Raw genomic sequence first — 26,467 nt, forward strand, 5'->3', positions numbered from 1 at the left:
AATTTTGTTAATAATTTGTTTTAATTTATGTTCAATTTCTACTTTTAAAAACTCTGAAACTTCAGAGGCACATTTATGAACTGCGGCATTATTCATTGTTCCAAAATCTTTTATGCATTCTGAATACTTGCTTGATTTATCTTTAGCAAATGCCGTAGTAAAAATTATATTTAATGGTATTAAGCAAACAAAAACAAAATATATTTTTTCAAATAAGTTACTGTTTTTAAACAATTTTTATTCACTCCCACTCAATAGTGCCTGGAGGCTTGGATGTGGAATCGTAAGTTACTCGATTGATACCTTTCACCTCATTTATAATTCTGGTCGAAACGTGAGACAGAAAATCAGGTTCAAAGGGATAAAAATCGGCTGTCATCCCATCAGTTGATGTAACAGCTCGGAGCGCACAAGCGTAATCGTAACTGCGAGCATCACCCATCACACCAACTGTTCTGACAGGAAGCAAGACGGCAAAAGCCTGCCAAATTTTATCATAAAGTCCTGCCTTGCGGATTTCATCAAGGTATACGGCATCAGCTTGCCGTAACGTATCTAACTTTTCTTTGGTTATGGATTGACCTGGGATACGTATAGCGAGGCCTGGCCCTGGAAATGGGTGCCTTGCAATAGCGGGCTCCGGCATACCGAGCTCGCGCCCTAAAGCACGGACTTCGTCCTTGAAGAGATCGCGTAAGGGCTCCACTAATTCCATATTCATACGATCGGGGAGCCCACCTACATTGTGGTGCGACTTAATTGTTACGCTTGGTCCACCATCAAATGAGACAGACTCAATCACGTCAGGGTAAAGTGTGCCTTGGGCAAGAAATGCGGCTCCTCCGAGTTTTTTTGCCTCCTCTTCGAATACATCAACAAAAAGACCGCCAATGATTTTCCGTTTAATTTCCGGATCAGTCACATCTTCTAATTGCCTCAGGAAAAGATCGCTAGCATCACGATGCACAAGTGAAATACTGAAGTGATCACGAAACATCGAAACTACATCGTTAGCTTCATTCAAACGCATAAATCCGTGGTCAACAAAAATGCAGGTAAGTTGTTCTCCAATCGCCTCATTTAGAAGTACGGCTACGACCGACGAGTCGACACCACCAGAAAGGCCGCAAATAACTCGTCCATCGCCTACTTGATTCTTAATTCGTGTCGTTACCTCTGACCTGAAGGATGCCATTGACCAACAACCGCTGCATCCTGCAATTTTGTGCGTAAAATTTTTTAAAAGTGCGGCTCCGCCGGGCGTGTGAACAACCTCTGGATGGAATTGAACACCGTAGTACTTCCGTTTATCATCGGCAACAATCGCATAGGGAGCCCCCTCGCTAATACCAACAGCTCTAAATCCAGGAGGCAAGTGCGTAACCCGATCACCATGGCTCATCCAAACCTGGTTAGAGCTACCCACATCCCATGTGCCATCGAGTAAACTACATTCTTCTGAGACTTCAACCATGGCTTTTCCAAATTCGCGATGGTCATGTGGCTCAACAACACCCCCCAATTGATTACACATTATTTGCTGGCCGTAACAAATACCAAAGATTGGCAAAGCACTCTCAAATACAGCCTCAGGAACCCTGGGTGCATTATCTTGAACTGCACTAGAGGGACCCCCTGAGAGAATTATACCGTTGGGCTTATAAGACGTGAAAATGTTATGATCGATACGGTTGTAGGGATGGATTTCGCAATAAACACCACTCTCGCGAACCCGCCGCGCTATTAACTGTGTAACTTGACTGCCGAAATCAATAATTAAGATATTATCTGTCATGATTACCGTTGATAGCTGACAAAAGTCAGACTCTACAAGTTCGGAACCAAGAAGAGACTCCTTATCACTTGATGCGCTTAAGAACAGCAGCAAAAAAACCATCAACTCCATGATGATAGGGGGTAAGTCGCATGTAATCGCCGCTAAACGGAGAGGAGTTACCAAAAGCAGATCTCCACACGTCTCTGATTGGAATGACAGTAAAACTGCCCGACTCCAATAAGAATTTTTCGATTTGTTCCTCATTCTCTTTTGCGAGAAAAGAACAAGTGGCGTATATCAACTGCCCATGAAGCGCCACCAGACGTGAAGCACTTTTCAGTAATTTTCCCTGCAAAAGGGTCAGTTCACTATATCGGGTTTGAGTTAGCGTGAAGCGTCCTTCTGGGTGTCTCCGCCAGACCCCAGATCCCGTGCAGGGCGCGTCTAGCAACACTCTATCAAAGTCGCCCATCGAAGATAGTTCTGAGGGGCTGCGATCCGGGTCTATTGTTTTTAATGTATAATTATTCGCGCCTGCACGTCTAAGTCGAATCAATGCACGATTTAGGCGTTTTTGATCAATATCACAAAGCGTTATGTTACCTTTATTTTGCATTATTGCTGCTAAAGCAAGGCTTTTCCCTCCCGCGCCTGCACAAAAATCAAGAACATTCATGCACTCTTGAGCCGAGCACAGATGTGCAATAATCTGAGAGCCTTCATCCTGTATCTCAATACAACCATTTTTGAACAATGGCAGCCGCTCAATTGATTGCGGCAACATGAGGCGCAAACCACTAGGTGCATATTTTGTTTTTAAAACTTTAATACCCGAGGCCCCAAGAGTGTCTTCGGCGCGGCCTCGGCTCATTTTGAGTTCATTAACGCGAAGATCTAAGGGGGCTATCGTATTAAGCGCAGCAAGTTCCTGCTCCACGTTACCATTAAAAACTCGTACCGCCTCATCATACAACCATCGAGGCAAATTACACCTGACTGCATCCGGCTGAATTGGGGAGAGATAGCCCCCACCACTCTTGAGCTTTCTTAAATTTTGAATCTCGCCAGATGTAAGAGGCCTAGGTCTATATTTTTGCCCGTCACACCATCCAACAAGATCTTCCATATTTGCGTTTCCTGAAAGTATGCTAGCAGCCAGCGTCAGTGATCGGGCCGATGCGTCTCCACCCGTCCACCAAGCAAGTCGATGAAAGTTACGCAGTACCGCATACATAAGATTTTTTATGAAAGCTCTATCCTTTGAGCCCGCATATCTTCTTTTGCGAAACCAACGCGCAAACAATCGATCTGCCGAATGATTGCCAGACATCAGCTCGTCAATTAGTTCAATAGTTTCTTGTATTCGCGCGCCAGGCGTCATAACTCAACTGAAAAATCGGAAGAGATATCAACCACCAGAACTGCGGTAGTTTGGAGCCTCATGTGTAACAGTTATGTCATGGACATGACTTTCTCGCAGCCCGGCATTCGTAATTTTCACAAACGTTGCGTCATTTTGGAGATCGCTGATTGTTTGACAACCCGTGTATCCCATAGCCGCTTTTAAACCACCGACAAGTTGATGAATAACGTTACCCACAGGACCTTTGTAGGGCACACGCCCCTCCACTCCCTCGGGCACGTATTTTAAAGTTTCTTCAACCTCTTGCTGAAAATAACGGTCAGCTGATCCTCGGGCCATAGCACCCAAAGATCCCATGCCACGATAGGTTTTGTAAGAGCGGCCTTGAAATAGGGTAACCTCCCCCGGTGCTTCATCAGTACCGGCAAATAAAGATCCGAGCATGGCGCAGTCAGCTCCCGCTGCAATAGCTTTTGGCAGGTCACCAGAGAATTTTATCCCCCCGTCCGCCACGACTGGGATATTCTGTTTACGCGCCTCTTCGGCAGCGGTCATAATTGCGGTAAGTTGCGGCACCCCGACGCCCGCGACGATACGTGTTGTGCAGATTGAGCCGGGCCCAATACCAATCTTTATTGCATCAGCACCCGAGTCAATCAGTGCCTTGGCACCATCACCTGTTGCAACATTACCAGCAAGCACCTGAGCAGAATTACTAATCTGTTTAACCTTTTCAACTGCCCGTAGCACCCCTACACTATGGCCATGCGCGGTATCGATTACGACCACATCGCAACCGGCGTCTAACAATGCCTCAGCTCGCGCAAGGCCATCATCACCTGTCCCGATTGCACCTGCAACCCTAAGACGACCGTGTTCGTCCTTGCACGCATCTGGATATTGTTGTGCCTTTTCAATATCTTTAACGGTTATCAACCCGACACAACATCCGTGACGATCAATAACCAGCAATTTCTCAATTCGATGTTCGTGTAAAAGTTTTTTGGCCTGAAGATGATCGACACCCTCGCTAACAGTGACTAGTTTTTCAGTCATCAGCTCTGCCACTGGCTGTTCCGGATCACTAGCAAAACGTACGTCGCGATGAGTCAATATACCCACAAGTTTTCCGTTTTTATTTTCAGTCACCGGGATACCAGAAATCTTGTGGTAATCCATCAGTTCATGCGCGTCGGCGAGTGTTTGATCAGGACGAATGGTGATTGGATTTACAACCATCCCAGCCTCAAACCTTTTTACGCGGCGCACTTCTTCCGCCTGGCGATTTATGTCGAGATTTTTGTGGATAACACCAAGCCCGCCAGCTTGAGCCATAGAAATGGCAAGTGCATGCTCTGTAACCGTGTCCATCGCAGATGATATTAGAGGAATGCCCAAATCAATTGTCGCTGTGAGACGTGTACTAGTATTTGTTTCAGATGGTAGAAAAACGGATTCGGCGGGCTGTAAAAGAACGTCGTCGAATGTCAACCCTTCCAAAATTTTCATGCAAACCCCTTATGAGCGATTTACAAGGCATCATACACAATGGATTTTTCCAGCCAAGCCTAATTCCACATTTGATCAGAGTTTTTTAGCCTATTGAAAAAGCCACTCCAAAAAGTTCTTTTTTTATTCCTTGATTTGCAAACCCATCGCCACCATGTACATTTCTGCAGATTCAACCCTACTTGATTTGGGTTTTGCGTGCCGCACTTTAGCAAAGTCGCGTTTCAATTTTTCAAGTAAGTCACGATCCGTACCACCTTGGAAAACCTTCGTTACAAACGTGCCCCCCTTAACCAAACGAGGCCTTGCAAAATCATAAGCCGCTTCAGCCAATGACATAATTCTGAGATGATCTGTAGAAGCATGCCCTGTACTGGGAGCAGCCATGTCGCTCAATACAACATCCACCTGAGTACCAATCTTTAAGTCTAGCAATGATACCGACTGTTCACTAAAGAAGTCAGCCTCTACCATATCTACGCCAACCAAAGGCTCGATCGATACCAGATCGAGCGCTACAACTGATCCGCTGTTTCCTACACGGTCTTTTGCAATCTGGCTCCACCCTCCCGGCGCTGCTCCCAAGTCAACAACTCGAGCACCCTTTTTCAAGAATTCATATCTGTCATCAAGCTCTAACAATTTAAATGCGGCCCTACTGCGGTAACCAAGCCGCTGTGCTTCCCTTACAAAAGGATCATTAAATTGCCGGTGTAACCAACGAGTGGATGACGTTTTGCGGCCGCGAGCGGTCTTTACGCGCACGTGTTTGCCACGACCATAACCACGGGCACCTTTTCCTTGTCCCTTAGACACCATAAATACCCCGTAGCTTATTGCCCGCTTTGTCCAATGGACCGCAATGTCCTTCGCGATCCGCCTCAGCCATCAATTCTCGCAGTATCCCCTCGCGAATACCTCGGTCAGCCACTCGAAGTTTTCCAACTGGCCAACGCCTACACATTGCTTCTAGAACGGCACAGCCAACAATCACCAAGTCGGCTCTATTTTTACCGATACAGGGTACTTTTGCTCGTGTGCTGATGTCCATGCGACACAGGTCATTGCAGAGTTTACGAATTGCTGCGAAGGTAAGAGTTGAACCATCAACTTGTTTGCGATCATAGTACACTAACCTTTTTTCAATACCAGCAAGCGTCGTAACTGTTCCGGAGGTGCCAATCATTTGCACCTGCCCAGCGACACAGCGCTCGGCAATCTTATGACAGGCGCAAAATGCAGCAAGCTTTTCGCCAACCTCATCTATAATCTGTTGGTATAGTTTTGGGTGAAGGCTCCCAGAACCATATTTTTCACACAATGTAACCACTCCAAACGGCACAGAAATTGTTCCATGTAGTAAATCTTTTTGACTATCGAGCGAAAGCCATGCCACCTGGGTACTACCGCCCCCAATATCGAAAACCACGGCGAAGGGCTCGGGCCCATTAAGTAGCGAACGACAACCAGAAACGGCAAGCCTAGCCTCTTCTCTCCGATTTATGACTTCGATGGTTATTCCGGTTCGCTCCAAAGCATCATCAAGGAATTTTTGTGCATTTTTAGCGCGCCTACAGGCTTCAGTCGCGACACTACGAAAGCGACTGACACCATGCCGCCTCATTTTTTTTGCACATATTTCCAGAGCATACAAAGTACGTTCTATCGCTCTTTGGTTGAGCTCATTTCCTGACTCAAGTCCTTCACCAAGCCTAACCGGCTTTGAAAAGGAGTCAATCACATGGAACCCATTTTGAGTGGGCCTCGCCACCAACAATCGACAATTATTGGTTCCGAGGTCTAGCGCAGCAAAAGTTTGACCCCTTCGACCATACTGCGATTTTAGATACCCTTCACGCGGTTTTCGCATTGGAGCGTATCTTGCCATAAATCCCCCCACCGAGATATTAACGTCTGGTAGTACTTAAAACATTTGCTGTTATTTTATCTTAAATGATTTGCATTTCCCTAAAACTTTGTGAAACCAAAAGTTTCCCTTGAGCAATCAATATCGGATTTCGTACTGATTAACATTCCATGTTTTTTGATTTCACTAATTTATTATTGTTGTCGCGCTAGTTGGTTTTAACGCTTTTGAAAAACCCATAATTTCCAATTTTTTCGACGCATTAAGAAAAATAGAATAACTGAGCCACCCGTCTTTGACGATAACTTTCGATGGCGTTCACATGAATTGTTAACTTATCGGCGAGACGGCAAGGAATTCAGCATCTAACCCCTACGACTTTGAATAGCTGAAAATTAATTTCTGCAGCTTGTCTTGCCCCGTCGGTCGGTTTGAGTGAATCATGGCAGTTGGTGATTGTCGCAGATCCCGACCGAAGGTCAGGGTTGCGCCGTAATTTTGAGGAAGATAATAACGACTCGCTAAATAGTTATGCCGGTGATAAGGCAAAACTATGTGCTAAGCTGAAACTTTCAGGCATGAGCACAGCGCCTCTCCAAATAGCAGTATTCGCAAATCAGCATACAAGACTAGGGCATGGCCTTGAGCCCAGGCGACGCCATTAACAGTGGCATACTCTTTTGCCACTGTTAATCAAACTATTTAGATCACTGCGAGGTCTGAAGGACTTGGTTTGGGTTGGGTGTCGATCCTTGACAAGGCTCTCGTTAATAAGGATTTGGAGGTTTCAGAAGATGGTCGTTCATTGCCTATCTGTGCATTGGCTTGCCGATGGCGGGCTCATCTCCTCCATCGCTGGAATATTCTAAAGCGGACGAAGGAGAAAGGTACCAAGCTTTATTTTTCGGGGATAGCTTTAATGAAGGAATAAGAAAGAACATGGTTATCGGCCTAGCATTTTTAACTTAACAAGAGCCAATGATTTTCCAGTGATATTCAACACCACGCCTTATTTAATGCTCGCTGGGCATTAAAATTCTTCCCCAAAGTGCGTCACAAGTAGTAACTACCCCTTACCGTATCAGTCGGCGGAGATAAAGATTGAATGTCTTAAACCGATCGCCCATGGAAAATACAAGATTAAAGATTTTATAAAATGTTAAAGGTAAGTCACTAACAATTAAAGAGAGTCAAATGGCAATTGATACACACGCCCATTTTATACCGCAGGCAATGCTTGAGGACCTTCGTAATCGGATTTCTGATTTCCCTAATATAGATATGATCGAACAAGAAGGCAGTTTCCGGCTCGCTTTCGCCGGCGGGAGCCCAAGCCGCCCAATAATGGCGCGACTGCGCGAGATTGAAAACCGCAATACCTGGATGAAACAAAATGGAATAGATCTTCAAATTTCTGGGGGTTGGGTCGATGCGTTTGGTAACCAATTACCTGCTGATGAAGGAGCAGAGTGGGCTCGATATTGTAACAAATGGCTGATCAAGGCATGCGCAGATGATTCTGGTGTCATACCGCTAGGTATCCTACCAACGCAAAGTGGTAAACACTCGGCAGAAGTAATGCAAGAGGCATTAAATGATGGGTTTAAGGGATTCATGATTGGGGCTCAAACGAGGGGTGTTGGGGGTACCCTGGATGATCCTGATCTCGATCCTTTTTGGGCAAAAGCCCATGAAACAAGTACCACTATCTTGGTGCATCCCGTTTTTGACGCTTCGGACCCTCGAGTTCGAGATTTCGATATGGTTAATGCCGTGTCAAGAATCAATGATCAGACAACTGCCCTAGCACGAATTCTATTTACTGGTCATTTAACACGGTATTCTGGGGCAAAAGTCATCGCTTCAACAGGCGGTGCGGCATTGCCGTATGCACTTGGTAGGTTGATTCGAAATTTTAAAGCTCACCCAGGTAAATATTCAGATCCAAGGGAGGGATTTTCGCAACTTTATTTTGACAGCATAGTTTTCGAGCCAGAAGTTTTAGATTTTCTTGTTGCTCGGGTCGGGGCTGAGAGAGTGCTACTTGGCTCGGATTGGCCATTTCCCATTGGAGATTTAGAGCCATGTGAAGTTGTAAAAAAATCATCATTGAGCTCAAACAACAAAGCACGGATTCTAGAAACAAATGCACAAGCTTTATTCGGACTTTAACATTCTCGGAAAACTACTTGTCAGATTTTTCTTAGACACAAGTGCTTACTCGGGTGCCATATCAACAATCTCAAAATCCTTATTTACTAAAATGCGCCGCAAACAGATTGAGATAAAGGCCCGCGATAGTAATTACCATCCAGTGATAAAACTTTTTCAGCATTACAAAGTTCGGTGCGCTCAGCGCCACCACGGTCTTATTCAATTCAGTGCGCCTCGAGATGTTCAATGTTGAAGGTGACCAGTGCCCGAGTTCATATCATACCCGTAAATCACCGCGGCAATTGGGTGCTAGTAGAGATCGAGAGCGCCAATCACCACAGGGGCTGGGGGGAAGCATCGGATAGCAAAAATGACAGAGCTTGCATTGAAGAAATTAAGCGCTACATCGAAAATTTAAAAGATAAAGATATCGATCCCATTGCTGCGGCTGATTCATTAATACATGGCGTGCCAAATAAGCGCTTTTTGCGAACAGCACCGAGCGCAGTGGCACAAGCTCTATATGATCTTTCTTGTCGCAACGAAGGGATCTCTGTAGCCGATAAGCTTTCGCAAGGGCATAAGGTGCCAAACACTGTTAAATTCTACTGTAACATTAATCGAAAAAGTGCCAGTCGGGCACCTGCCAGTATCGCGGCTGCAGGTTGTGAAGCATTAAAGGCAGGTTGCACCAACATAAAAATAGCACCATTCGACGAAGTCTCTCCACAAAATAATCCAACTGAGGTGAAAAATCTTCTAGGACCCGGCGTTGCGAGATTACGGGCCCTTCGCGATGCCGTTGGACCCCAAACACAACTGATGATTGATTGTCATTGGCGTTTTACAAAAGAAACAGCACCAATGCTTGCCGCAATTTGTAATGATCTAGAAATTACATGGATCGAAGATCCTCTCGACATCTGGGATAAGTCTACATGTGATGAGCTGCGAAACATTACAGGCGGACGCATTTGTGGCGGCGAGAATTTTTATACTTTCAACGAATTAGAAAACCTAGCAAGATCAGGTTGCATTGATGTTCTGATTGCTGACGTAAAATTTACCGGGGGCCCCGGGAAATTGGATGAGGTTTGCAAAATGGCTGCCACTCATGGCCTCACATTTGCTCCACACAATCCATCTGGCCCTATTTGTACTGCGGCAAGTGCCCAAGTCACCGCCGCCAACCACAATGCTGAAATACTTGAATATGCCTTTGGCGAAGTTCCTTGGCGACTGGCATTCGCAAAAGGAGAGTATCTGTTGGGTACTGAAATTGCTGTAAAGGGACCTGGGCTAGGAATCGACATCGATTTTTATTCTCAGGGGAAACCGGCAGACTAGACGATTCCTGATATTCTTTGCTAGACAATAACCTGAGGTTAATAGTGCAAGTTTTGGCGATAAGAAAAGTTCTTATTCCAAAAAAACGTCAAAGTTACTTTAGGGGCTTGTGCTGTTTTGCATTTACTCACTCTAATATTTATAGGGGCAAAAGTTTATGACTATGTCAATCAAACCTCTTCGCAACGGATTTGCGTCAGAAGTTACCGGACTAGATCTGCGTGTTAACCAAGAAGAAGAAATAAGAGCCGCTCTTTACCAAGCCTTCGCGGAACGCTCCGTCTTGGTAATAAGGAACCAAAAATTGGAACCCCCGGAGTTTCTAGATTGTTCGCGCATATTTGGTAATCCGATGATGCAAACCTTAGAACAGTTCCGCATTCCGGACTGCCCACTTGTTGGTTTCATCTCGAGTCGGGACAAAGGTTCAAATGGTAAAGTAATAACGAGGGGCAGCAACTGGCACACCGATCATTCGCATACAATCCAGCCTCCAAAAGCTACTATGCTCCATGCCATTACCCTACCTAACCACGGAGGCGATACCCAATTTTGCTCTATGCACCTCATGTATGACGCGCTATCCGAAAAATTGAAAAAGCAAATTGATAGGATACACTGTCTACACATATGGATGAGTCGTCGGTGTCCACGCCCTATGGCTCCAGCGGAGGAGGGCTTTGATCCACGTGTTTGGCACCCGTTAGTTCGAGTGAACCCAGATACAAATCGAAAAGCAATCTACATCAACACGGCTAGAATAGATGACTTCCAAGGCATTGATATGGAGGATGGATTTGAACTTCTCGATGAATTCATGAAAATGGCCGATCAAGCAGAGTTTGAATATCGGCATAAATGGGAAGACGGTGATATCGTTATTTGGGATAATCGTTCAGTCTTACACCAGGCCAATGGCGATTATGGTGACGAATATCGTCACCTGTATCGTATCATAATCGAAGGAGAGCCGGTGTTAAATGCAAATGGCGAACAGATGGAATCAGCGGCATGACCCGGCACAAGATTGCCATTTTAGACGTATGGGCCGAAGCTGTACGAGATCAAACTCGCGCTGTTGCACCAGAAAATTTCGAGTTACACTTCGCCGAAAGCTACGATGAAGATCATCAAATTGAGATAGCTCAAATATGCGATTTCATTGTTTGTGGAACTGCACCGATTTCCCGACGTTTGTTGGATGCGGCACCCAACGTTAAATTTATCCAGAAATGGGGCATAGGTTTTGATAAAGTGGACCTTGACGCCATACGTGACCACGGTCTTGGCCTTTGCAATACAGCCGGAGCGAATAGTTCAGTTGTCGCAGAACATACAGTCTTATTGATTCTGGCGGTTTATCGCCACCTCCTTGAAATTGACGCAAGATTAAGGAATGGGGAATGGTTAGATATCAAAATCATGCTAAGAAATAATGCGTTGCAGATGCGCGGGAAAACCATCGGAATTTTGGGGTTCGGGAATATTGGGCGGTCAGTAGCACAACGATTGATCGGTTTTGAAACAAATGTAATCTACAATGACATAACACGAGCAACCGAGGAAATAGAACGTAAATTTCAAGCAAGCTATGTCAGCTTGGAACACCTTTTTAAGAAATCTGACATATTAACAATACATACGCCTTTGGATGAATCGACGCGCAACATAGTTGACGCCAACGCTATCAACCAAATGAAAGATACAGCAATTATCATTAATTGTGCTCGAGGTGGTGTATTGAATGAAAAGGCACTTTTTAACGCGATTAAGGCAGGACGTATTCGCGGGGCCGGAATTGACGTTTGGGAGCCTGAACCTACCGAGCCTGAAAACCCACTCTTTTCATTAGATAAGGTTGTTGTTACGCCGCATGCAGCCGGATCAGCATTCGATAACGTCGGCAATGTTTCCAAACACTGTTTTAAAAATATTCAGCTATTTTTGGATGGTAAAGCATTGCCGGAGGCCGACGTCATCATTCCGATACCAGCGTGAATCCCTTGTGCTCCTTAAGGGGCCAAAGAATGAGCAACAACAGCAAAAAATAGGCAAATTAAATAAATACTCGTTGAAACGCAATCGGGGGGCGCTTAATCTACGTTCGAACGGATGTGTGATGCACTAGAGGTTCCCGACCTTGTTAAAGACCCACGTTTTTTAGACAATATGAAAAGAATTTAGCACGCCATAGAGTTAGACGAGGCATTGCAGACTGCAATCTCAAAATTCGACCGAGACCGATTAATCCAACTCTTCGGCCAGTCTGATGCAGCCGCCGCGCCTTGTCATAATATCGCAGAATTTTTTTAAAGTCCTCATTTTGCTGCTCGCGAGAAAATTATATCAATCCAAGATGCCGAACTAGGAGGACCAATAAGAATGCAAAATGTAGTCGGAAAACTATCCAAGAATCCAGGTGCAGTACGGCATGCGGGGCCCAAGCTTGGATCGAGTAATGCCGATATATTGATTAACCGGTTAGGCTTTAATAGAGAGGACCTCGAACGAGAGGGATATAATTTTGATTGAAGGCGCGCTTACTTTATCCAGTCGTTGTTTTGATATCGTGTTCGACTTTCGTGTCATCGGAATTTAGAAAACCATCACATGCCTGTATCCGCGCTGCCTCAGCCTCCAAACGCCTACGAGTAAAAACTGCAAATGGAATTGTTGTGACATAAATACCAGCAACAATGCTAAGTGTAAGCCAAGGTTTTATAATGAGAGCAGCTACAACCAGTCCGCCACAAGCCAGCACTGGCAAAACGAAGCCATGTGGCACTTTGAAACTTTTGAATGAATAAGTCGGCAAATGACTTACCATACAAATCCCTACTGTAACAATCCACACACCAACTATCCACTGTTCACCAACAAAACTGTTGCCAAACTGAAATGTGAGTACCATGGGCAGTATGCACATGCATGCGCCCGCTGGGGCGGGCATTCCAATAAAATAGTTGTATGCATATGGGGGTAGTTCGGTGATGTTGAATCGTGCTAATCGTAAGGCACAACAGATCGTAAAAAATAAGCCTGCGACCCAGCCATAGTCGCCAATATCCTGCAATGCCCATAAGTAAACAACAAATGCTGGCGCCACCCCAAAGGCAATCACGTCTGATAATGAATCTAATTCAGCGCCAAACTTGCTTGCAGCTTTCAGAAGTCGAGCCATCCGTCCATCCAAAGCATCTAAGACAGCAGCAACTAATATAGCGGCAACTGCGTGCATCCACTCACTCATGATTGCAAAGCGCACCGCTGTTAACCCCGCTGCAAGCGCACAAACCGTAATAAAATTCGGCACCATCCTATTTATAGTTTGACCTTTTAGGCGAGGTATCCGACGAAAATGTCGTCGCCGGACCACCTTCTTATGTTTTCGTGTCATTAATGTATTTTCCCTTCCCGGGCAGCTTCCGTATCTTGAAGGTCAGCTATTACGGTCTCCCCCGCAACAGCCCTTTGGCCCTCAATAACAAGGATCCTTGACTTAGCCGGCACAAAGATATCAACACGACTTCCAAACCGAATCATACCTATTCGTTCACCAGGACTCATCGCTTGGCCCTCAGCTACTTCGCAAAGGATGCGACGTGCAATAAGGCCGGCGATCTGAACGCACCCGATCTCCGTTCCATCAGCTGTTTTGAATAAGAGGCCGTGCCGTTCATTGTGCTCACTGGCCTTATCGAGACTGGCATCAAAAAATTTTCCTGGACGGTAACTCGAGCGTTCAATCGTTCCTGCAACGGGGGCTCGGTTCACATGAACATCAAATACATTCATAAAAATACTAATTCTGGTCCAAGGTCCTTCACCCATTGCTAACTCGGGCGGCGGTTTTATATCGACTATAGCCTGTACGACACCATCGGCAGGCGCGATCACCAGTCCGGCACCTAGCGGTGTTACTCGCTTAGGATCTCTAAAGAAAAAAACACACCATGTTGTCAGAATTATTCCAACAAATAAAAGCGGTGTCCAAAGCCACGTCATAAGTAGCGTCAGAATTGCGAATATTGCTACAAAAACCCGGCCTGCCTTATGGATGGGAAATAACACCGATTTTATAGTAGCCAGGTGTATACTCATGGCTTAATCAAATCCTTCTATACAGCTCCCCAGAAAGGACGTCCCCGACGCCTGCTCTGATGCTGTGTAGTCATACCATCAACGATGTTTTTGCAAAAACAGTAATAATAAAAAAAAGTACCAATTGGACACCTAATTAACCTTGGGAATTTCCAAAATTTGACCCGGGAAAATTAGGTTTGGATCTAAAACCTTTTGCTTATTAGCCTTATAGATAATCGTGTACCGCGTGCCACCCCCCAGCTCACGCCGAGCTATACGCCAAAGGGAATTCCCCGGCTGTACTATCACGAACTCCTTTGTCGTGTTTTTTATCGGTTTTTCTACTTTTACAAACGGTACTTCGATACGCATTTTAACATCGTTTCCATAACATTGGTCAACTCGAAGGTTGTGGGTACCTGGGGACAGCTTATCTTTAAGCCGAACTATCCACTCACCAGCATTGTTTACCTTACCCTCTCCCAAATTTTGGTTATCAGCGTAAATTTTAATCACGTGACCGATTTCGCCCGTACCAGCCATAATGGTATTTCCTTGATCATCATAATCAACTGATTTGAATATTAATTTTCTGTTTTGAACTGCTAACTCAGGTGCGTGTTTTTGTAAAATTCTCGCAGTGCCTTGCGGTTTACGCGGCAGAAGCACTACCAAGGGCTGTACTTTGCTATCTCTTTCTGGAACTTTCAAAACTACTACATGATCCGCGCTGACTTTTGCTCTACCATGCTGCTCGCTTTCAACTCTGAGCTCAGTATCACCCGGTGTTAGAGGCCGATTAGGAACGAGCACCCATTCACCCTGCCTATTAGCAGTAACAATGCCAATCACCTGGCTGCTATTTGAAACAGTAACTTTTGCTCCTGGTAAGGCACGGCCAGCCAATACTGCAGATCCATCCTTTGCAATTCTTACTACATCAAATTGCGGCAGCACTACTTCTGCATTCATGGGATTTTCTTGTGGATCCGTTGCCACTAACTCCTTTATTGGAAGATTGACTGCAACCTTTTCATGCGAAGCATTATTCTCGACGTTCTCAACGGTGCTACCCGCCATAAAGCGAGAAAATGTATAGATACTGCAAATCACCACAAAGATTATAACTGCGCCTGACCGTAATATGCCAAAATTAGAGAGAGGGCGTGTCAATTTATTACCTTTTCCAATAAATTATTAGTAACTCTTTGTGGTAATTTGTTTGTCTGCATATGTCCATGTATCCGATTTCTAGCAGGCAGATCGACTACCACTTGTTGGTAGCGAATAAAATAAAGGGGCAAGGGGAGTATAGCATGATTGCAGTGGCAAATATTTGCATATTTTGTGGATCATCCAACGCAGTATCACAAGATTATCTTGATTATGCATCTAAGATGGGTCGCCTTTGCGCAAACGCCCGCATAACCGTCATTTATGGGGGTGGAAGCATTGGCCTGATGGGGGCTCTTGCTGATGGTGCAATGGGTGCTGGTGGCACCGTAATTGGGGTGATACCAGATTTCCTCAACAAGAAGGACGTCGCCCACCCTGGCATCTCGGAAATGGTAATAACCTCAGACATACATCAACGAAAGGCAAAAATGGCAGAATTTGCCGATGCTTTCGTAGTATTACCAGGTAGCATTGGCACGCTCGAGGAAATGTTTGAAGTCATTGCATGGAAGCAACTAAAATGCTTTGACAAGCCTATAATATTAGCAAACGTAAATGATTATTGGGCTCCCGCCCTTGCTCTCCTGGACCATATGGTATGCGAGTCTTTCTTAAGCCAACAACACCGTAATTTGATACATGTTGTTGACCACATAGATGCTGTTTTACCCGCCCTTGGCGTTCGACCTGTCTCATAATGATAAATGGACTTTCAGCGCAACACGGTGCTTGTCGAAAATAACTAGCCTGCTATTGTGCGAGCAAAATCATTCTAATGAGCTCTTATTTATACAATCACGGGGAATTTCGACATGGTGGACAATAGTTCCGAACCAAATATAGTCTACACGAAAGTAGACGAAGCGCCAGAATTAGCGAGCGCGTCCTTTTTACCAATAATAAAGTCGTTTACGAAACCGGCAGGTATCACAGTAGGGCGACGTGATATTTCCCTCGCCGGCCGTATTCTCGCGAATTTTCCTGAAAATCTTACGGATGAACAAAAACAATCAGACGATTTGGGCATGCTGGGAGAAATGGTTGAAAATGCGGGAGCCAATGTCATTAAGCTACCTAATATTAGCGCCTCTATTCCACAATTACAGGCAGCCATACTCGAATTACAGGAAAAAGGCTACGAGATACCCGATTATCCAGAAGATCCTAAGTCTACGGAACAGAGGGTAATCCAAGCGAAATACAACGTGGTGTTAGGTAGTGCTGTAAATCCTGTTTTGCGGCAAGGTAATTCCGATCGTCGCGCACCAAACGCAGTTAAAGCTTATGCAAAGAACAACCCTCACTCCATGGGCACTTGGGATAAGACGTCAAATACCGAAGTAACCTCGATGCCCGACGATGATTTTTTTGCAAATGAGGTTTCTACAACACTTGATTCAACACAAACAGGTATGGGCCGTATCGAATTTCAATCTACTGATGGCAATGTATCGATACTTAAAAGCGAAATCGTCTTTGAGCTCGGCGATGTTATAGATGCTACCGTTATGCGAGCCGCAAAGTTACGTTCGTTTCTTGAGCATGAAATTGCGGACGCAAAGAAGAAGGGCGTTTTGTTCTCGATGCATGTTAAAGCGACAATGATGAAAGTGTCTGACCCGATAATATTCGGACACACCGTCGCTGCTTATTTCAAAGAAGCGTATGAAAAGCATTCTGATATTTTCCAAGAACTCGGGATTGATCCAAATAATGGCGTAGGCGACATAGCTTCGAAAATAAAAACACTTCCAATCGAAAAACAGAGAGAAATTGAGGAAGACCTGACGTCGTGTTACGAACAAAAAGCTGATTTGTATATGGTTAATTCTGATCGTGGGATTACGAATCTACATGTACCTAGCGATGTAATTATCGATGCCTCTATGCCGGCTTTGATACGTGCCGGGGGCAAAGGCTGGGACGCAAATGGAAAACCAGTGGATACGAAGTGTGTTATACCAGACAGGAGCTATGCGGTCGTATACGACGAAACCATTAGTTTCTGTAAGGCAAATGGTGCCTTTGATCCAAAAACAATGGGTGCTATATCAAATGTCGGCTTAATGGCACAAAAGGCAGAGGAATATGGTTCGCATCCATTTACCTTTGAGGCGCCGGGAAAAGGCACCATCCGCATTTTGGATGGTAATAATAACGAACTACATTGCCACTCTGTTAGTACTGGCGATATTTGGCGCATGTGCCAAACCAAAGACGCTCCGATACGTGATTGGGTGAGCTTGGGTGTTAGACGTGCGCGCGCAACTGGAGTACCCGCAGTATTTTGGCTCAATCAAAACCGCGCTCATGACAACCAACTTATCAAAAAAGTCGAACGTTATCTTTATGATCATGACACCACCGATCTTGATATCCTTATCAAATCACCACGAGAGGCGACTCGCTACTCTCTCGAACGCATGAAAAATGGAGTTGATACAATTTCGGTGACCGGCAATGTATTACGAGACTATTTAACCGATTTGTTCCCAATCCTAGAACTCGGTACCAGTGCAAAAATGCTATCAATAGTGCCACTAATGAACGGCGGTGGTTTATTCGAGACAGGCGCCGGTGGATCAGCTCCAAAACATGTTCAGCAACTTGCTGAGGAAGGTCATTTGCGTTGGGATTCACTCGGTGAATTCGCAGCATTAGGAGCGTCCCTGGAACATTATGCTGGCTATGCAGAAAACCACGAAGCTAAAGTCTTGGCCGATTGCTTAGATAAGGCAATTGAACAGGTTTTAATAAATGGTAAATCGCCTGGTCGCAAGGTTGGTGAGCTTGATACCAGAGGAAGTCATTTTTATTTGGCTCTCTATTGGGCAAAAGCATTGGCAGCACAAAATGATAATTTAAACCTCAAGGAACACTTCAAAAATATCGCCGCTTCTCTCACCGCAAAAGAAAGCAAAATTTTAGAGGAACTGAACTCCGTCCAAGGGACAAAAGTGGATTTGGGGGGTTATTTTCTCACAGACCCGGCTAAAACTGCAGCTGCAATGCGCCCGAGCCATACATTCAATGATATAATTGACGGTATGTAGGAAGGTTACTACAGCATCGGAAGTTGTATTACCGTGCGCTACGATCTTGAAAGCTGTCTCAATCAGGGTGTTGGCGCGATGCATAAAAATGTCACGCGTGCTTTGGAAACCACTGGACATTCATTTAATACAAGGTCGTGCGAAAAAATCCTCACGTTCGCACCGGGAAGGAGACAATTCTTTTGTGCGAGTTTTTTTATTGTGCCCTCGTCCGTGTTATCTGCATTATAGCATATAGATACATATTTTTGGTCTTGCGCACGAGGGAGATATTGTGGGTCTTCAGTAACAAACGGCTGTCCTCCGACGTTCATTGTAGGTGTGCAACTAGTCAGCATGAGACAACTTCCGACTACCAAAATCAGCGCAAATAACAGTTTAAAATGCATAACAATGGGGCTCCCCATCAACTTATCGCGCGCATAGCTTCATCCAAACCCTCAATAGTGAGGGGATACATTCTGTCTCCCATAATCTCACGCATAATTCTAATTGAGTCATAATAATCCCATGTTCTTTGTCCTTGTGGGTTTAACCATACAGCGCTTGGGTATGCCGATAGCAAACGTTGCATCCATACCCCGCCCGGTTCTTCATTCCAATGCTCCACACTCCCACCAGGGTAAGTTATCTCATAGGGGCTCATGGTTGCGTCCCCTACGATTATAACTTTGTAGTCCGACGAGTAGGACCGCAGTAATTCTAATGTAGATAGAACTTCAGAATGACGGCGCCTATTGTCGCGCCACACCCTCTCATATAAGCAATTATGAAAATAAAAAAATTCTAAATTTTTAAATTCGCTACGAGCAGCCGAAAACAGCTCCTCGCAAACTTTAACATGATCATCCATAGACCCGCCAGCATCCAAAAATAGTAAAACCTTGACCGCATTCCGGCGTTCCGGAACCATTTGTATATCAAGGTAACCGCCGTTGTGCGCCGTTGACTTAATGGTGTTGGGCAAATCAAGCTCAATCGCCGCCCCATCGCGGGTGAGTCTCCTCAACCGCCTCAGAGCAACCTTTATATTGCGAGTGCCGATTTCAATAGTGTCATCTAGATTTCTATACTCTCGTCTATCCCAGACCTTGATCGCACGGCGATGACGTGATTTGTCTTGGCCAATACGAACTCCCTCTGGATTATACCCATAAGCACCATATGGTGATGTTCCAGCAGTACCAATCCACTTACTTCCCCCCTGATGGCGGCTTTTTTGTTGTTCGAGCCGTTTTTTTAAGGTCTCCATTAGCTTTTCAAAGCCGCCCATCCGTTCGACTTCGGCTTTTTCTTCCTCGGTAAGGTGAAGTTCTGTTATTTTTGCCAGCCATTCCTCTGGCAATGCCGTCTCCATATCTTCACCTCCACCCTCCAAACCCTGAAAACATTGACTAAAAACTCGGTCAAAACGATCGAGGTACCGTTCATCCTTTACTAATGTCGAACGACTAAGATAGTAAAATTTATTTACTTCATAACACGCTAAATTGTGGGTCATGGCCTCTAAAAGGGTCAGGTGTTCTCTAAGTGAAACCGGAATCCCGGCGTTCTTGAGCTCAAAGAAAAACCTTATAAACACCAGCAACCTCTACAATATTTACAATTGCAAATTTCAACCTGCCATTGAATAAACCGCCTCGGCAGTAGATTTTTAAGTACGCTCGGGGACGAGCCCTCTCTTTTATGTCTTGCTTTTATCACGTCGTGCAATGAAAGCGAGTTGTTCAAATAGCTGCACATCCTGTTCATTTTTCAATAGTGCACCATGTAAAGGTGGAATTAACTTTTTTGTATTGCTGTCCCTAAGCGCATCTGCAGGTAAATCCTCTGCCAAGAGTAATTTAAGCCAGTCAAGAAACTCGGAAGTTGACGGTGGTTTTTTTATACCGGGAGTATCCCGAAGTTCGTAGAAAGTTTTTAATGCGTCTCGGACCAAAAATCCTGTCAAATCCGGAAAATGAACATCGACAATAGCACGCATCGTATTCTCATCCGGAAAAGATATGTAATGAAAAAAACATCTCCGTAGAAATGCATCTGGTAATTCCTTCTCATTATTTGATGTAATAATCACGATCGGTCTTTGTTTGGCTACAATACGTTCCTGCGTCTCATATACAAAAAATTCCATGCGATCGAGTTCCAGAAGAAGATCATTCGGGAATTCGATATCTGCTTTATCAATTTCATCTATCAAAAGTACCGGACGAGCCGTCGCAGTAAATGCATCCCACAGCTTTCCCCGTACTATGTAATTACCAATCTCATGCACTCGCTCGTCACCGAGCTGACTATCGCGGAGGCGCTTGACAGCATCATATTCATACAAGCCATGTTGGGCCTTAGTAGTCGATTTGATATGCCATTCAATCAGTGGGGCTCCAATAGCCCCGGCCACTTCATGAGCAAGAACTGTTTTCCCTGTGCCGGGTTCTCCCTTTATAAGCAGGGGTCTTTCCAGAGTAACAGCCGCATTAACTGCCACCATAAGATCTTCCGTTGCAACATATGTGTCTGTTCCTTGAAACTTCGTTTGTTTCTTCATTTTTCTTCTGCCTTACATAATGCGCTTTCAATATCGACAAGGGCTTGCGCTGCCCCAGCACTAATTGGGCCACCCGTCTGTGCCATGTCAGGTCGACCACCACCTGCTTTCCCTCCGATTGCGGGTGCGCCTACACGGACCAAATCTACCGCGTCTATCCGATCAACTAGGTCTTTGGTCACCCCTACTACCAATGATGCCTTTGAGGAATTCACTCCAGCGATAGCAATGATGCCAGAGCCCACTTGCTTTTTAAATGTATCAACCAAAGATTTTAATTCTTTAGCAGGAATTCCCTCGATTACTTTTGCTACGAATTCCATTCCGCCAATATTTTTGCTATCCGAAGTACCTCCTTTTGCCTTCCCATCACCCACGGCTAATTTTTGACGAAGTTGTGATACTTGCTTTTCTAAGCTGCGTCGTTCCTCTAACAACCCTGAGACGCGTTCTGGAATTTCACTAGAAGACGCTTTAAGCACCATTGAGGTCTCCATAAGCAGATGTTCCTGATTTGCCACATATTTTAAAGCCGCAGCACCTGTGCAGGCCTCGATCCTGCGAACCCCTGCAGCAACCGCACTCTCTCCCAAAATCTTAAAGAGGCCAATGTCTCCTAACCTTTGTACGTGCGTCCCGCCACATAGTTCTCTGGAAAATATCCGGCCCTCTGAGTCAGTATCGCCCATTGAAACAACACGAACCTCGCTTCCATATTTTTCCCCGAATAGCGCTAAAGCACCAGCCTCCACAGCATCATCTGGCGTCATCAGAAGTGTACTTACAGATCCATTACCACGTATTTGCTCATTAACCGACTCCTCGACTTGGGTAAGCTCCTCACGTTCCATTGGTTTCTGATGACTAAAGTCAAATCGAAGGTACTCTGTTGAAACCAAGGAACCTTTTTGGGTAACGTGCACTCCCAGTGTTGCCCGGAGTGCACTGTGCATCAAGTGTGTAACCGAGTGGTTAGCGCTTAGTTTTTTACGACAACCTTGGTCAACTTTCAGATCAAGTACACCACCAACATTTATTTCACCATGCACTACTTTGGCGCTGTGTAAGTACATGTCATCAAGTTTTTTCTTAGTATCAGTCACCTCCAATCTTGCGCCAACCGCCCCTACAGCAAGGCCGCGATCACCCTTTTGACCGCCTGATTCAGCGTAAAAAGGTGTCTGATTCATAATAAGTGTTATTTCATCACCCTCTTTGGCATTATCGGTTGTTTCGCCATCGACAATGATCGCAGAGATAATTCCCTCTGTACGCTCTGCGTCGTAGCCTAAAAACTCGGTTGGACCGATTTGCTCACGAAGATCAAACCAAAATGTTTCTGTTAACACCTCCCCGGAACCCATCCATGCTTTTCGGGCAGTTTCGCGTTGATTGGCCATGGCAATGTCAAATCCGGTAATATCTAGTTTTTGGTTCTGTCCCCGAAGGATATCTTCCGTGAGATCACGCGGAAATCCGTATGTATCATAGAGTTTAAAAGCTACGTCACCCGGCAGTTGGCCACCTGGGGGTATGTGGGCTGATTCCTGATCAAGCAATCTCAAACCTCTAGCCAACATTTCCTTAAACCGCTCTTCCTCGAGTTTTAATGTTTCGCCAATTAATGGCTCAGCACGAATTAATTCGGGATATTGTTGCCCCATAGCCAAAACTAGGTTTGGGACTAACTTACTCATCAACGGATCTTTACAGTTAAGTAAATGAGCGTGCCGCATTGCACGTCTCATAATTCTTCGTAGAACGTAGCCTCTACCCTCGTTCGACGGTAACACTCCATCAGCAATTAAAAAGCTGCAAGCCCGAAGGTGATCAGCGATTACCCGGTGTGAAGTTGCCGCCACTCCGTCAGGATCTGTACCACTAGCTTTTGCGGAGGCTTCTATCAAATCGCGCAATAAATCGATGTTGTAATTGTCATGTGTACCCTGAAGGACAGCAGCTATGCGTTCAAGTCCCATACCCGTGTCAATAGAAGGTCGAGGTAAGTTAATTCTCTTATTTTCCGACACTTGGTCGTATTGCATAAAAACGAGATTCCAAATTTCTACAAATCGGTCTCCGTCCTCATCTGCTGTTCCGGGCGGCCCGCCCGCTATATGTTCGCCGTGATCATAAAATATTTCTGAACACGGCCCACATGGGCCCGTATTCCCCATTGCCCAAAAATTGTCTGAACTTGATATTGGAATTATTCTACTATCGGGAAGGCCGGTTATTTTGCGCCAAAGATCGTACGCCTCTTCGTCCTCATTAAATACCGTTACCAGTAGGCGTTTCTTCTCAATCCCATAACCTTTTGTTATCAACGACCACGCACAATCAATTGCATGTTCCTTGAAATAATCTCCAAATGAAAAATTGCCAAGCATTTCAAAAAAAGTATGGTGGCGAGCAGTATGTCCAACATTCTCTAAATCGTTGTGCTTACCACCAGCGCGAACACATTTCTGCGACGTTGTGACTCTAGAGAATATTAGTGGCTCGACACCTGTGAATACGTTTTTGAATTGCACCATTCCTGCATTAGTAAACATCAATGTAGGATCGTTCCGCGGAACTAATGGTGAGGAATTTATGACCTCGTGACCATCTTTACGGAAAAATTCTAGAAATGCAGTTCTTATTTCGTTTGTGCTGGTCATCTCTCTCATTAACAAAAGATTCGGCGTAAAAACACTTATTTTGCCAAAGTCGCGTTTTAACTTGAGAAAAGCAGCCTGTCCAGCTTATCCGACCATCACTTGGAGTAACCGCGATAAAATCCATTAGCAATGGTCAAATAAAGTAGGCATTTGAATTATTTATTTATTTTGCAGTATTTATGCATTATTTTTAAATTACTTTTATTTTTTACTTTTACATAAAAACTATTTATTGTCTCTTGTTTCTATTTCAGGAAGAACTAATCCATTTTTTTCTTGTTCTGGACTAGTTTCAGCATCATTTTTATTACCCTCGAGCATCACTTCCTTTAAAATACCCGCGCTTTCTCTAACCTGGCGCTCAATATCACATGCAATATCAATATTTTCTGACAAAAAGGCCTTTGCATTCTCACGGCCTTGCCCAATACGTTGGTCCCCATATGAAAACCATGAACCAGACTTTTCAACAATACCTGCATTGACACCAAGATCGAGCAGTTCGCCAGTTTTTGAAATGCCTTCACCGTACATAATATCAAACTCAACAACCTTAAAAGGCGGCGCAACTTTATTTTTCACAACTTTCACACGTGTTTGATTTCCAACAATATCGTCTTTATCTTTAATTGCACCAATACGCCTAATGTCTAGGCGCACGCTAGAATAAAACTTTAGCGCATTTCCTCCTGTTGTTGTTTCGGGACTACCAAACATCACGCCGATCTTCATGCGAATTTGATTTATAAAAATTACCATGGTTTGAGAACGTGAAATTGAGCCTGTTAGCTTACGAAGAGCTTGACTCATTAGCCGCGCCTGAAGCCCAACATGAGTATCTCCCATTTCTCCCTCTAACTCTGCCCGCGGCACCAAAGCAGCAACTGAGTCCACAACTAAAACATCAATTGCACCGGAACGTACTAACGTATCGGCAATTTCAAGTGCCTGTTCGCCTGCATCCGGTTGAGAAATAAGAAGGTCATCAAGGTTCACTCCCAACTTTTTCGCGTAAGATGGATCAAGAGCATGCTCTGCATCGACGAATGCACACGTACCACCGTCTTTCTGAGCTTCCGCAAGTACATGTAATGCCAACGTTGTCTTACCAGAACTTTCGGGCCCGTAGATCTCAATAATTCTACCTTTGGGTAATCCACCGATACCGAGAGCAATATCAAGCCCAAGTGAACCTGTTGAGACTTCCTCAATATCTACTGCCTGATTCTGTTGACCAAGCTTCATGATCGAACCTTTCCCATAGGAACGTTCAATCTGGCCTAACGCCGCTTCAAGAGCTTTTTGCTTATCCATGGTGTCCTTTTCAACAAGACGCAATGCCGATTGCGACATACTAATTTTCCTTTCCCTTATTTCACAGCAAACTCTGCCTGGCAACCTAAGTACCAACGAGTGCCTAGCCCCTCCGCAAAGTTGAACAAACCAATATTGCTACAATATGTACCTGTTTTGTTCTTTATTGCAAGTTCTTTTTTTGTTCTTTTTGAAAAAATTTATCCAATAAGAACAGTGATTTATTAGAATCACTTTCCAGCGCATATTTTCGGTGTAGATTTAAAAACAATAAATATGGTTTATAATTTTTTTCCTAAAAATATGAACAAGTGGAATATTTAATTAGAATTCAAAATCTAATCATAGTCGGCCATTTTCTGTTCCCGATTCTCTGAAAAGTAGCCATCACAAATTAAAGTTAGGATTGTTGCCGTTCCCATTTTTAAAAAGATTTACTTACGCAATATCAATCAGCTCATCACTAAAAGGTGTGGCAAACTTCAAGTTGGAGTTTTGTAACAAGCGGTCTATTAGGCCAAGCCTTCAGTTTCCGTCTTCCCTCTTCGAAGTCCCCAAACATAGCTGATTACCTCTGCAACCGCCTGATAGTGTTCAGGGGGAACCTCATCATCCAGATCAACACTTGCAAAAAGAGCTCTGGCCAATGGCGGGTTTTCGACAATTGTAATGGAATTTTCTTCCGCTATCTCGCGAATGCGTTGTGCAATTAAGTCTTGTCCCTTTGCAACTACCTTAGGAGCTTCCATTTCATCTGAGTCATATTTAAGTGCCACTGCAAAGTGAGTTGGGTTTGTAATTACCACATCTGCATCAGGAACTGCTGCCATCATGCGCTGACGAGCACGATCCTGGCGAATCTGGCGTAATCGCTGCTTAGCAGTTGGATCACCTTCAGCTTGTTTGTGTTCTTCCTTTACTTCCTGTTTTGTCATTCTCAGTTGTTTTTTGTGCCGATGACGCTGAAAGATAAAATCAGCTATTGCTATCGCTGCAAGAACAGTCAACACCGCCACTAGCATCTTTAAAAGAGTATCATGCAAAATACTCAAAAAATCTTGCGTCGAGTAGGAAGTGAGCGAATCAAGCCCCGGGATTAGAGGCAGAACTGGAAGTGCCCCAATGATCGCTACTATGCATATTTTTAAAACTCCTTTTGCAAACTCATTAAGTTGGTTGCCAGAAAAAAGCCGCTTCGCACCTTTTGATGGGCTGATTTTTTCAAACTTAAATCCTACTGCTTTTGGAGAGAACACGGGTCCATTTTGGATCAACGGGCCTGCAATTGCCACCAATACGATAATCAATAAAACCCAAGCCAATGCACTTCCCACATTTAAAAGTGTGTTAGCAAACACTGCAAACACATCACCCGGTTGCATTATGAACAGATGAGGAGCCTCCACAAATGGAATCAATGCGACCTTTACACTATGCAGCGCAGAGGGAAATGCAAAAGTGATTAGAAGCCCCCCTGCAAACAGCATCAACCACGTATTGATCTCTCGGCTGACCGCTATGTTACCTCGTTCACGGGCTTCATTCAGCTTTTTCGGTGTCGGTTCTTCTGTTTTTTGAGACTCATCAGCCTGTTCGGACATCGAACTTTCCTT

At 44.6% G+C, this 26,467-nt stretch carries 22 protein-coding genes; 8 read left to right on the forward strand and 14 right to left on the reverse strand.

Going from position 1 to position 26,467, the window contains the following annotated elements; all coding sequences use genetic code 11:
• The 6 genes from VX941_11230 to VX941_11255 form a co-directional block, all read right to left on the reverse strand.
• On the reverse strand, nucleotides 1-234 hold a 234-nt coding region (locus tag VX941_11230), incomplete at its 3' end, for a hypothetical protein (protein MEE2933974.1).
• Nucleotides 235-241: 7 nt separating this feature from the next.
• Complete coding sequence (guaA, locus tag VX941_11235; GenBank protein MEE2933975.1) at nucleotides 242-1,795, reverse strand: glutamine-hydrolyzing GMP synthase; 1,554 nt, start codon at nucleotides 1,793-1,795, stop codon at nucleotides 242-244.
• Nucleotides 1,796-1,859: 64 nt separating this feature from the next.
• Complete coding sequence (locus VX941_11240; GenBank protein ID MEE2933976.1) at nucleotides 1,860-3,158, reverse strand: RsmB/NOP family class I SAM-dependent RNA methyltransferase; 1,299 nt, start codon at nucleotides 3,156-3,158, stop codon at nucleotides 1,860-1,862.
• A gap of 27 nt (nucleotides 3,159-3,185) precedes the next feature.
• Entirely contained in the window at nucleotides 3,186-4,649 is a 1,464-nt protein-coding gene (gene guaB, locus VX941_11245; protein MEE2933977.1) for an IMP dehydrogenase, read from the reverse strand.
• A gap of 123 nt (nucleotides 4,650-4,772) precedes the next feature.
• Nucleotides 4,773-5,468, reverse strand: coding sequence for an RlmE family RNA methyltransferase (locus VX941_11250; GenBank protein MEE2933978.1), 696 nt, complete (start codon nucleotides 5,466-5,468; stop codon nucleotides 4,773-4,775).
• On the reverse strand, nucleotides 5,458-6,537 hold the full coding sequence (locus tag VX941_11255) for a Ppx/GppA phosphatase family protein (GenBank protein ID MEE2933979.1): 1,080 nt from the start codon (nucleotides 6,535-6,537) through the stop codon (nucleotides 5,458-5,460). The genes VX941_11250 and VX941_11255 overlap by 11 nt, the downstream gene beginning before the upstream one ends.
• A gap of 410 nt (nucleotides 6,538-6,947) precedes the next feature.
• On the opposite strand from VX941_11255, the gene VX941_11260 reads away from it, so the two are divergent.
• From VX941_11260 to VX941_11285, 6 genes are all read left to right on the forward strand, one after another.
• Nucleotides 6,948-7,181: a hypothetical protein gene (locus VX941_11260; protein MEE2933980.1), complete on the forward strand. Its 234-nt coding sequence runs from the start codon at nucleotides 6,948-6,950 to the stop codon at nucleotides 7,179-7,181.
• Between the two features lie 529 nt (nucleotides 7,182-7,710).
• Nucleotides 7,711-8,688, forward strand: coding sequence for an amidohydrolase family protein (locus tag VX941_11265; GenBank protein MEE2933981.1), 978 nt, complete (start codon nucleotides 7,711-7,713; stop codon nucleotides 8,686-8,688).
• A gap of 228 nt (nucleotides 8,689-8,916) precedes the next feature.
• On the forward strand, nucleotides 8,917-10,017 hold the full coding sequence (locus VX941_11270; GenBank protein MEE2933982.1) for a mandelate racemase/muconate lactonizing enzyme family protein: 1,101 nt from the start codon (nucleotides 8,917-8,919) through the stop codon (nucleotides 10,015-10,017).
• Nucleotides 10,018-10,174: 157 nt separating this feature from the next.
• The gene (locus VX941_11275; GenBank protein ID MEE2933983.1) at nucleotides 10,175-11,032 is read left to right on the forward strand and encodes a TauD/TfdA family dioxygenase; all 858 of its coding nucleotides are present in this window, start codon (nucleotides 10,175-10,177) and stop codon (nucleotides 11,030-11,032) included.
• The gene (locus VX941_11280) at nucleotides 11,029-12,015 is read left to right on the forward strand and encodes an NAD(P)-dependent oxidoreductase (GenBank protein ID MEE2933984.1); all 987 of its coding nucleotides are present in this window, start codon (nucleotides 11,029-11,031) and stop codon (nucleotides 12,013-12,015) included. The genes VX941_11275 and VX941_11280 overlap by 4 nt, the downstream gene beginning before the upstream one ends.
• Before the next feature lie 384 nt (nucleotides 12,016-12,399).
• Nucleotides 12,400-12,549 carry a hypothetical protein gene (locus VX941_11285; protein ID MEE2933985.1) on the forward strand — a complete coding sequence of 50 codons (150 nt, stop codon included), beginning with the start codon at nucleotides 12,400-12,402 and terminating at the stop codon, nucleotides 12,547-12,549.
• A gap of 13 nt (nucleotides 12,550-12,562) precedes the next feature.
• Here the strand turns inward: VX941_11285 and pssA are convergent, their stop codons facing one another.
• From pssA to VX941_11300, 3 genes are all read right to left on the reverse strand, one after another.
• The gene (gene pssA, locus VX941_11290; GenBank protein ID MEE2933986.1) at nucleotides 12,563-13,414 is read right to left on the reverse strand and encodes a CDP-diacylglycerol--serine O-phosphatidyltransferase; all 852 of its coding nucleotides are present in this window, start codon (nucleotides 13,412-13,414) and stop codon (nucleotides 12,563-12,565) included.
• Nucleotides 13,414-14,118, reverse strand: a complete 705-nt coding sequence (locus tag VX941_11295) for a phosphatidylserine decarboxylase (protein MEE2933987.1) — start codon at nucleotides 14,116-14,118, stop codon at nucleotides 13,414-13,416. The genes pssA and VX941_11295 overlap by 1 nt, the downstream gene beginning before the upstream one ends.
• A 132-nt stretch (nucleotides 14,119-14,250) precedes the next feature.
• Entirely contained in the window at nucleotides 14,251-15,273 is a 1,023-nt protein-coding gene (locus tag VX941_11300) for a LysM peptidoglycan-binding domain-containing protein (GenBank protein ID MEE2933988.1), read from the reverse strand.
• A gap of 143 nt (nucleotides 15,274-15,416) precedes the next feature.
• Here VX941_11300 and VX941_11305 point away from each other — a divergent pair, with 143 nt between their 5' ends.
• Both VX941_11305 and VX941_11310 read left to right on the forward strand, forming a co-directional pair.
• Nucleotides 15,417-15,974: a TIGR00730 family Rossman fold protein gene (locus tag VX941_11305; protein ID MEE2933989.1), complete on the forward strand. Its 558-nt coding sequence runs from the start codon at nucleotides 15,417-15,419 to the stop codon at nucleotides 15,972-15,974.
• Between the two features lie 114 nt (nucleotides 15,975-16,088).
• Complete coding sequence (locus VX941_11310) at nucleotides 16,089-18,329, forward strand: NADP-dependent isocitrate dehydrogenase (protein MEE2933990.1); 2,241 nt, start codon at nucleotides 16,089-16,091, stop codon at nucleotides 18,327-18,329.
• A gap of 406 nt (nucleotides 18,330-18,735) precedes the next feature.
• On the opposite strand, the gene VX941_11315 is transcribed toward VX941_11310, so the two are convergent.
• The 5 genes from VX941_11315 to flhB all read right to left on the reverse strand — a co-directional run bounded on the left by VX941_11315 (nucleotide 18,736) and on the right by flhB (nucleotide 26,455).
• Complete coding sequence (locus VX941_11315; protein ID MEE2933991.1) at nucleotides 18,736-19,911, reverse strand: VWA domain-containing protein; 1,176 nt, start codon at nucleotides 19,909-19,911, stop codon at nucleotides 18,736-18,738.
• Nucleotides 19,912-20,013: 102 nt separating this feature from the next.
• Nucleotides 20,014-20,877: a MoxR family ATPase gene (locus VX941_11320; GenBank protein ID MEE2933992.1), complete on the reverse strand. Its 864-nt coding sequence runs from the start codon at nucleotides 20,875-20,877 to the stop codon at nucleotides 20,014-20,016.
• Nucleotides 20,874-23,540 (reverse strand): alanine--tRNA ligase, encoded by a 2,667-nt coding sequence (alaS, locus tag VX941_11325; protein ID MEE2933993.1) that lies wholly within the window; start codon nucleotides 23,538-23,540, stop codon nucleotides 20,874-20,876. Before alaS ends, VX941_11320 begins: the two co-directional genes overlap by 4 nt.
• Before the next feature lie 225 nt (nucleotides 23,541-23,765).
• Nucleotides 23,766-24,893 (reverse strand): recombinase RecA, encoded by a 1,128-nt coding sequence (gene recA / locus VX941_11330; protein ID MEE2933994.1) that lies wholly within the window; start codon nucleotides 24,891-24,893, stop codon nucleotides 23,766-23,768.
• A gap of 473 nt (nucleotides 24,894-25,366) precedes the next feature.
• The gene (gene flhB, locus VX941_11335; protein ID MEE2933995.1) at nucleotides 25,367-26,455 is read right to left on the reverse strand and encodes a flagellar biosynthesis protein FlhB; all 1,089 of its coding nucleotides are present in this window, start codon (nucleotides 26,453-26,455) and stop codon (nucleotides 25,367-25,369) included.
• Nucleotides 26,456-26,467 lie beyond the last annotated feature (12 nt).

Source organism: Pseudomonadota bacterium, from assembly GCA_036339585.1.
Classification (GTDB): Bacteria; Pseudomonadota; Alphaproteobacteria; order UBA8366; family UBA8366; genus UBA8366.

Bases quoted from the DNA above. Each gene is read 5' to 3' on its own strand.
- guaA (MEE2933975.1), bottom strand. From the start codon at position 1,795: ATGACAGATAATATCTTAATTATTGATTTCGGCAGTCAAGTTACACAG.
- VX941_11240 (MEE2933976.1), bottom strand. From the start codon at position 3,158: ATGACGCCTGGCGCGCGAATACAAGAAACTATTGAACTAATTGACGAG.
- guaB (MEE2933977.1), bottom strand. From the start codon at position 4,649: ATGAAAATTTTGGAAGGGTTGACATTCGACGACGTTCTTTTACAGCCC.
- VX941_11250 (MEE2933978.1), bottom strand. From the start codon at position 5,468: ATGGTGTCTAAGGGACAAGGAAAAGGTGCCCGTGGTTATGGTCGTGGC.
- VX941_11255 (MEE2933979.1), bottom strand. From the start codon at position 6,537: ATGGCAAGATACGCTCCAATGCGAAAACCGCGTGAAGGGTATCTAAAA.
- VX941_11265 (MEE2933981.1), top strand. From the start codon at position 7,711: ATGGCAATTGATACACACGCCCATTTTATACCGCAGGCAATGCTTGAG.
- VX941_11270 (MEE2933982.1), top strand. From the start codon at position 8,917: ATGTTGAAGGTGACCAGTGCCCGAGTTCATATCATACCCGTAAATCAC.
- VX941_11275 (MEE2933983.1), top strand. From the start codon at position 10,175: ATGACTATGTCAATCAAACCTCTTCGCAACGGATTTGCGTCAGAAGTT.
- VX941_11280 (MEE2933984.1), top strand. From the start codon at position 11,029: ATGACCCGGCACAAGATTGCCATTTTAGACGTATGGGCCGAAGCTGTA.
- VX941_11285 (MEE2933985.1), top strand. From the start codon at position 12,400: ATGCAAAATGTAGTCGGAAAACTATCCAAGAATCCAGGTGCAGTACGG.
- pssA (MEE2933986.1), bottom strand. From the start codon at position 13,414: ATGACACGAAAACATAAGAAGGTGGTCCGGCGACGACATTTTCGTCGG.
- VX941_11295 (MEE2933987.1), bottom strand. From the start codon at position 14,118: ATGAGTATACACCTGGCTACTATAAAATCGGTGTTATTTCCCATCCAT.
- VX941_11305 (MEE2933989.1), top strand. From the start codon at position 15,417: ATGATTGCAGTGGCAAATATTTGCATATTTTGTGGATCATCCAACGCA.
- VX941_11310 (MEE2933990.1), top strand. From the start codon at position 16,089: ATGGTGGACAATAGTTCCGAACCAAATATAGTCTACACGAAAGTAGAC.
- VX941_11320 (MEE2933992.1), bottom strand. From the start codon at position 20,877: ATGAAGAAACAAACGAAGTTTCAAGGAACAGACACATATGTTGCAACG.
- alaS (MEE2933993.1), bottom strand. From the start codon at position 23,540: ATGACCAGCACAAACGAAATAAGAACTGCATTTCTAGAATTTTTCCGT.
- recA (MEE2933994.1), bottom strand. From the start codon at position 24,893: ATGTCGCAATCGGCATTGCGTCTTGTTGAAAAGGACACCATGGATAAG.
- flhB (MEE2933995.1), bottom strand. From the start codon at position 26,455: ATGTCCGAACAGGCTGATGAGTCTCAAAAAACAGAAGAACCGACACCG.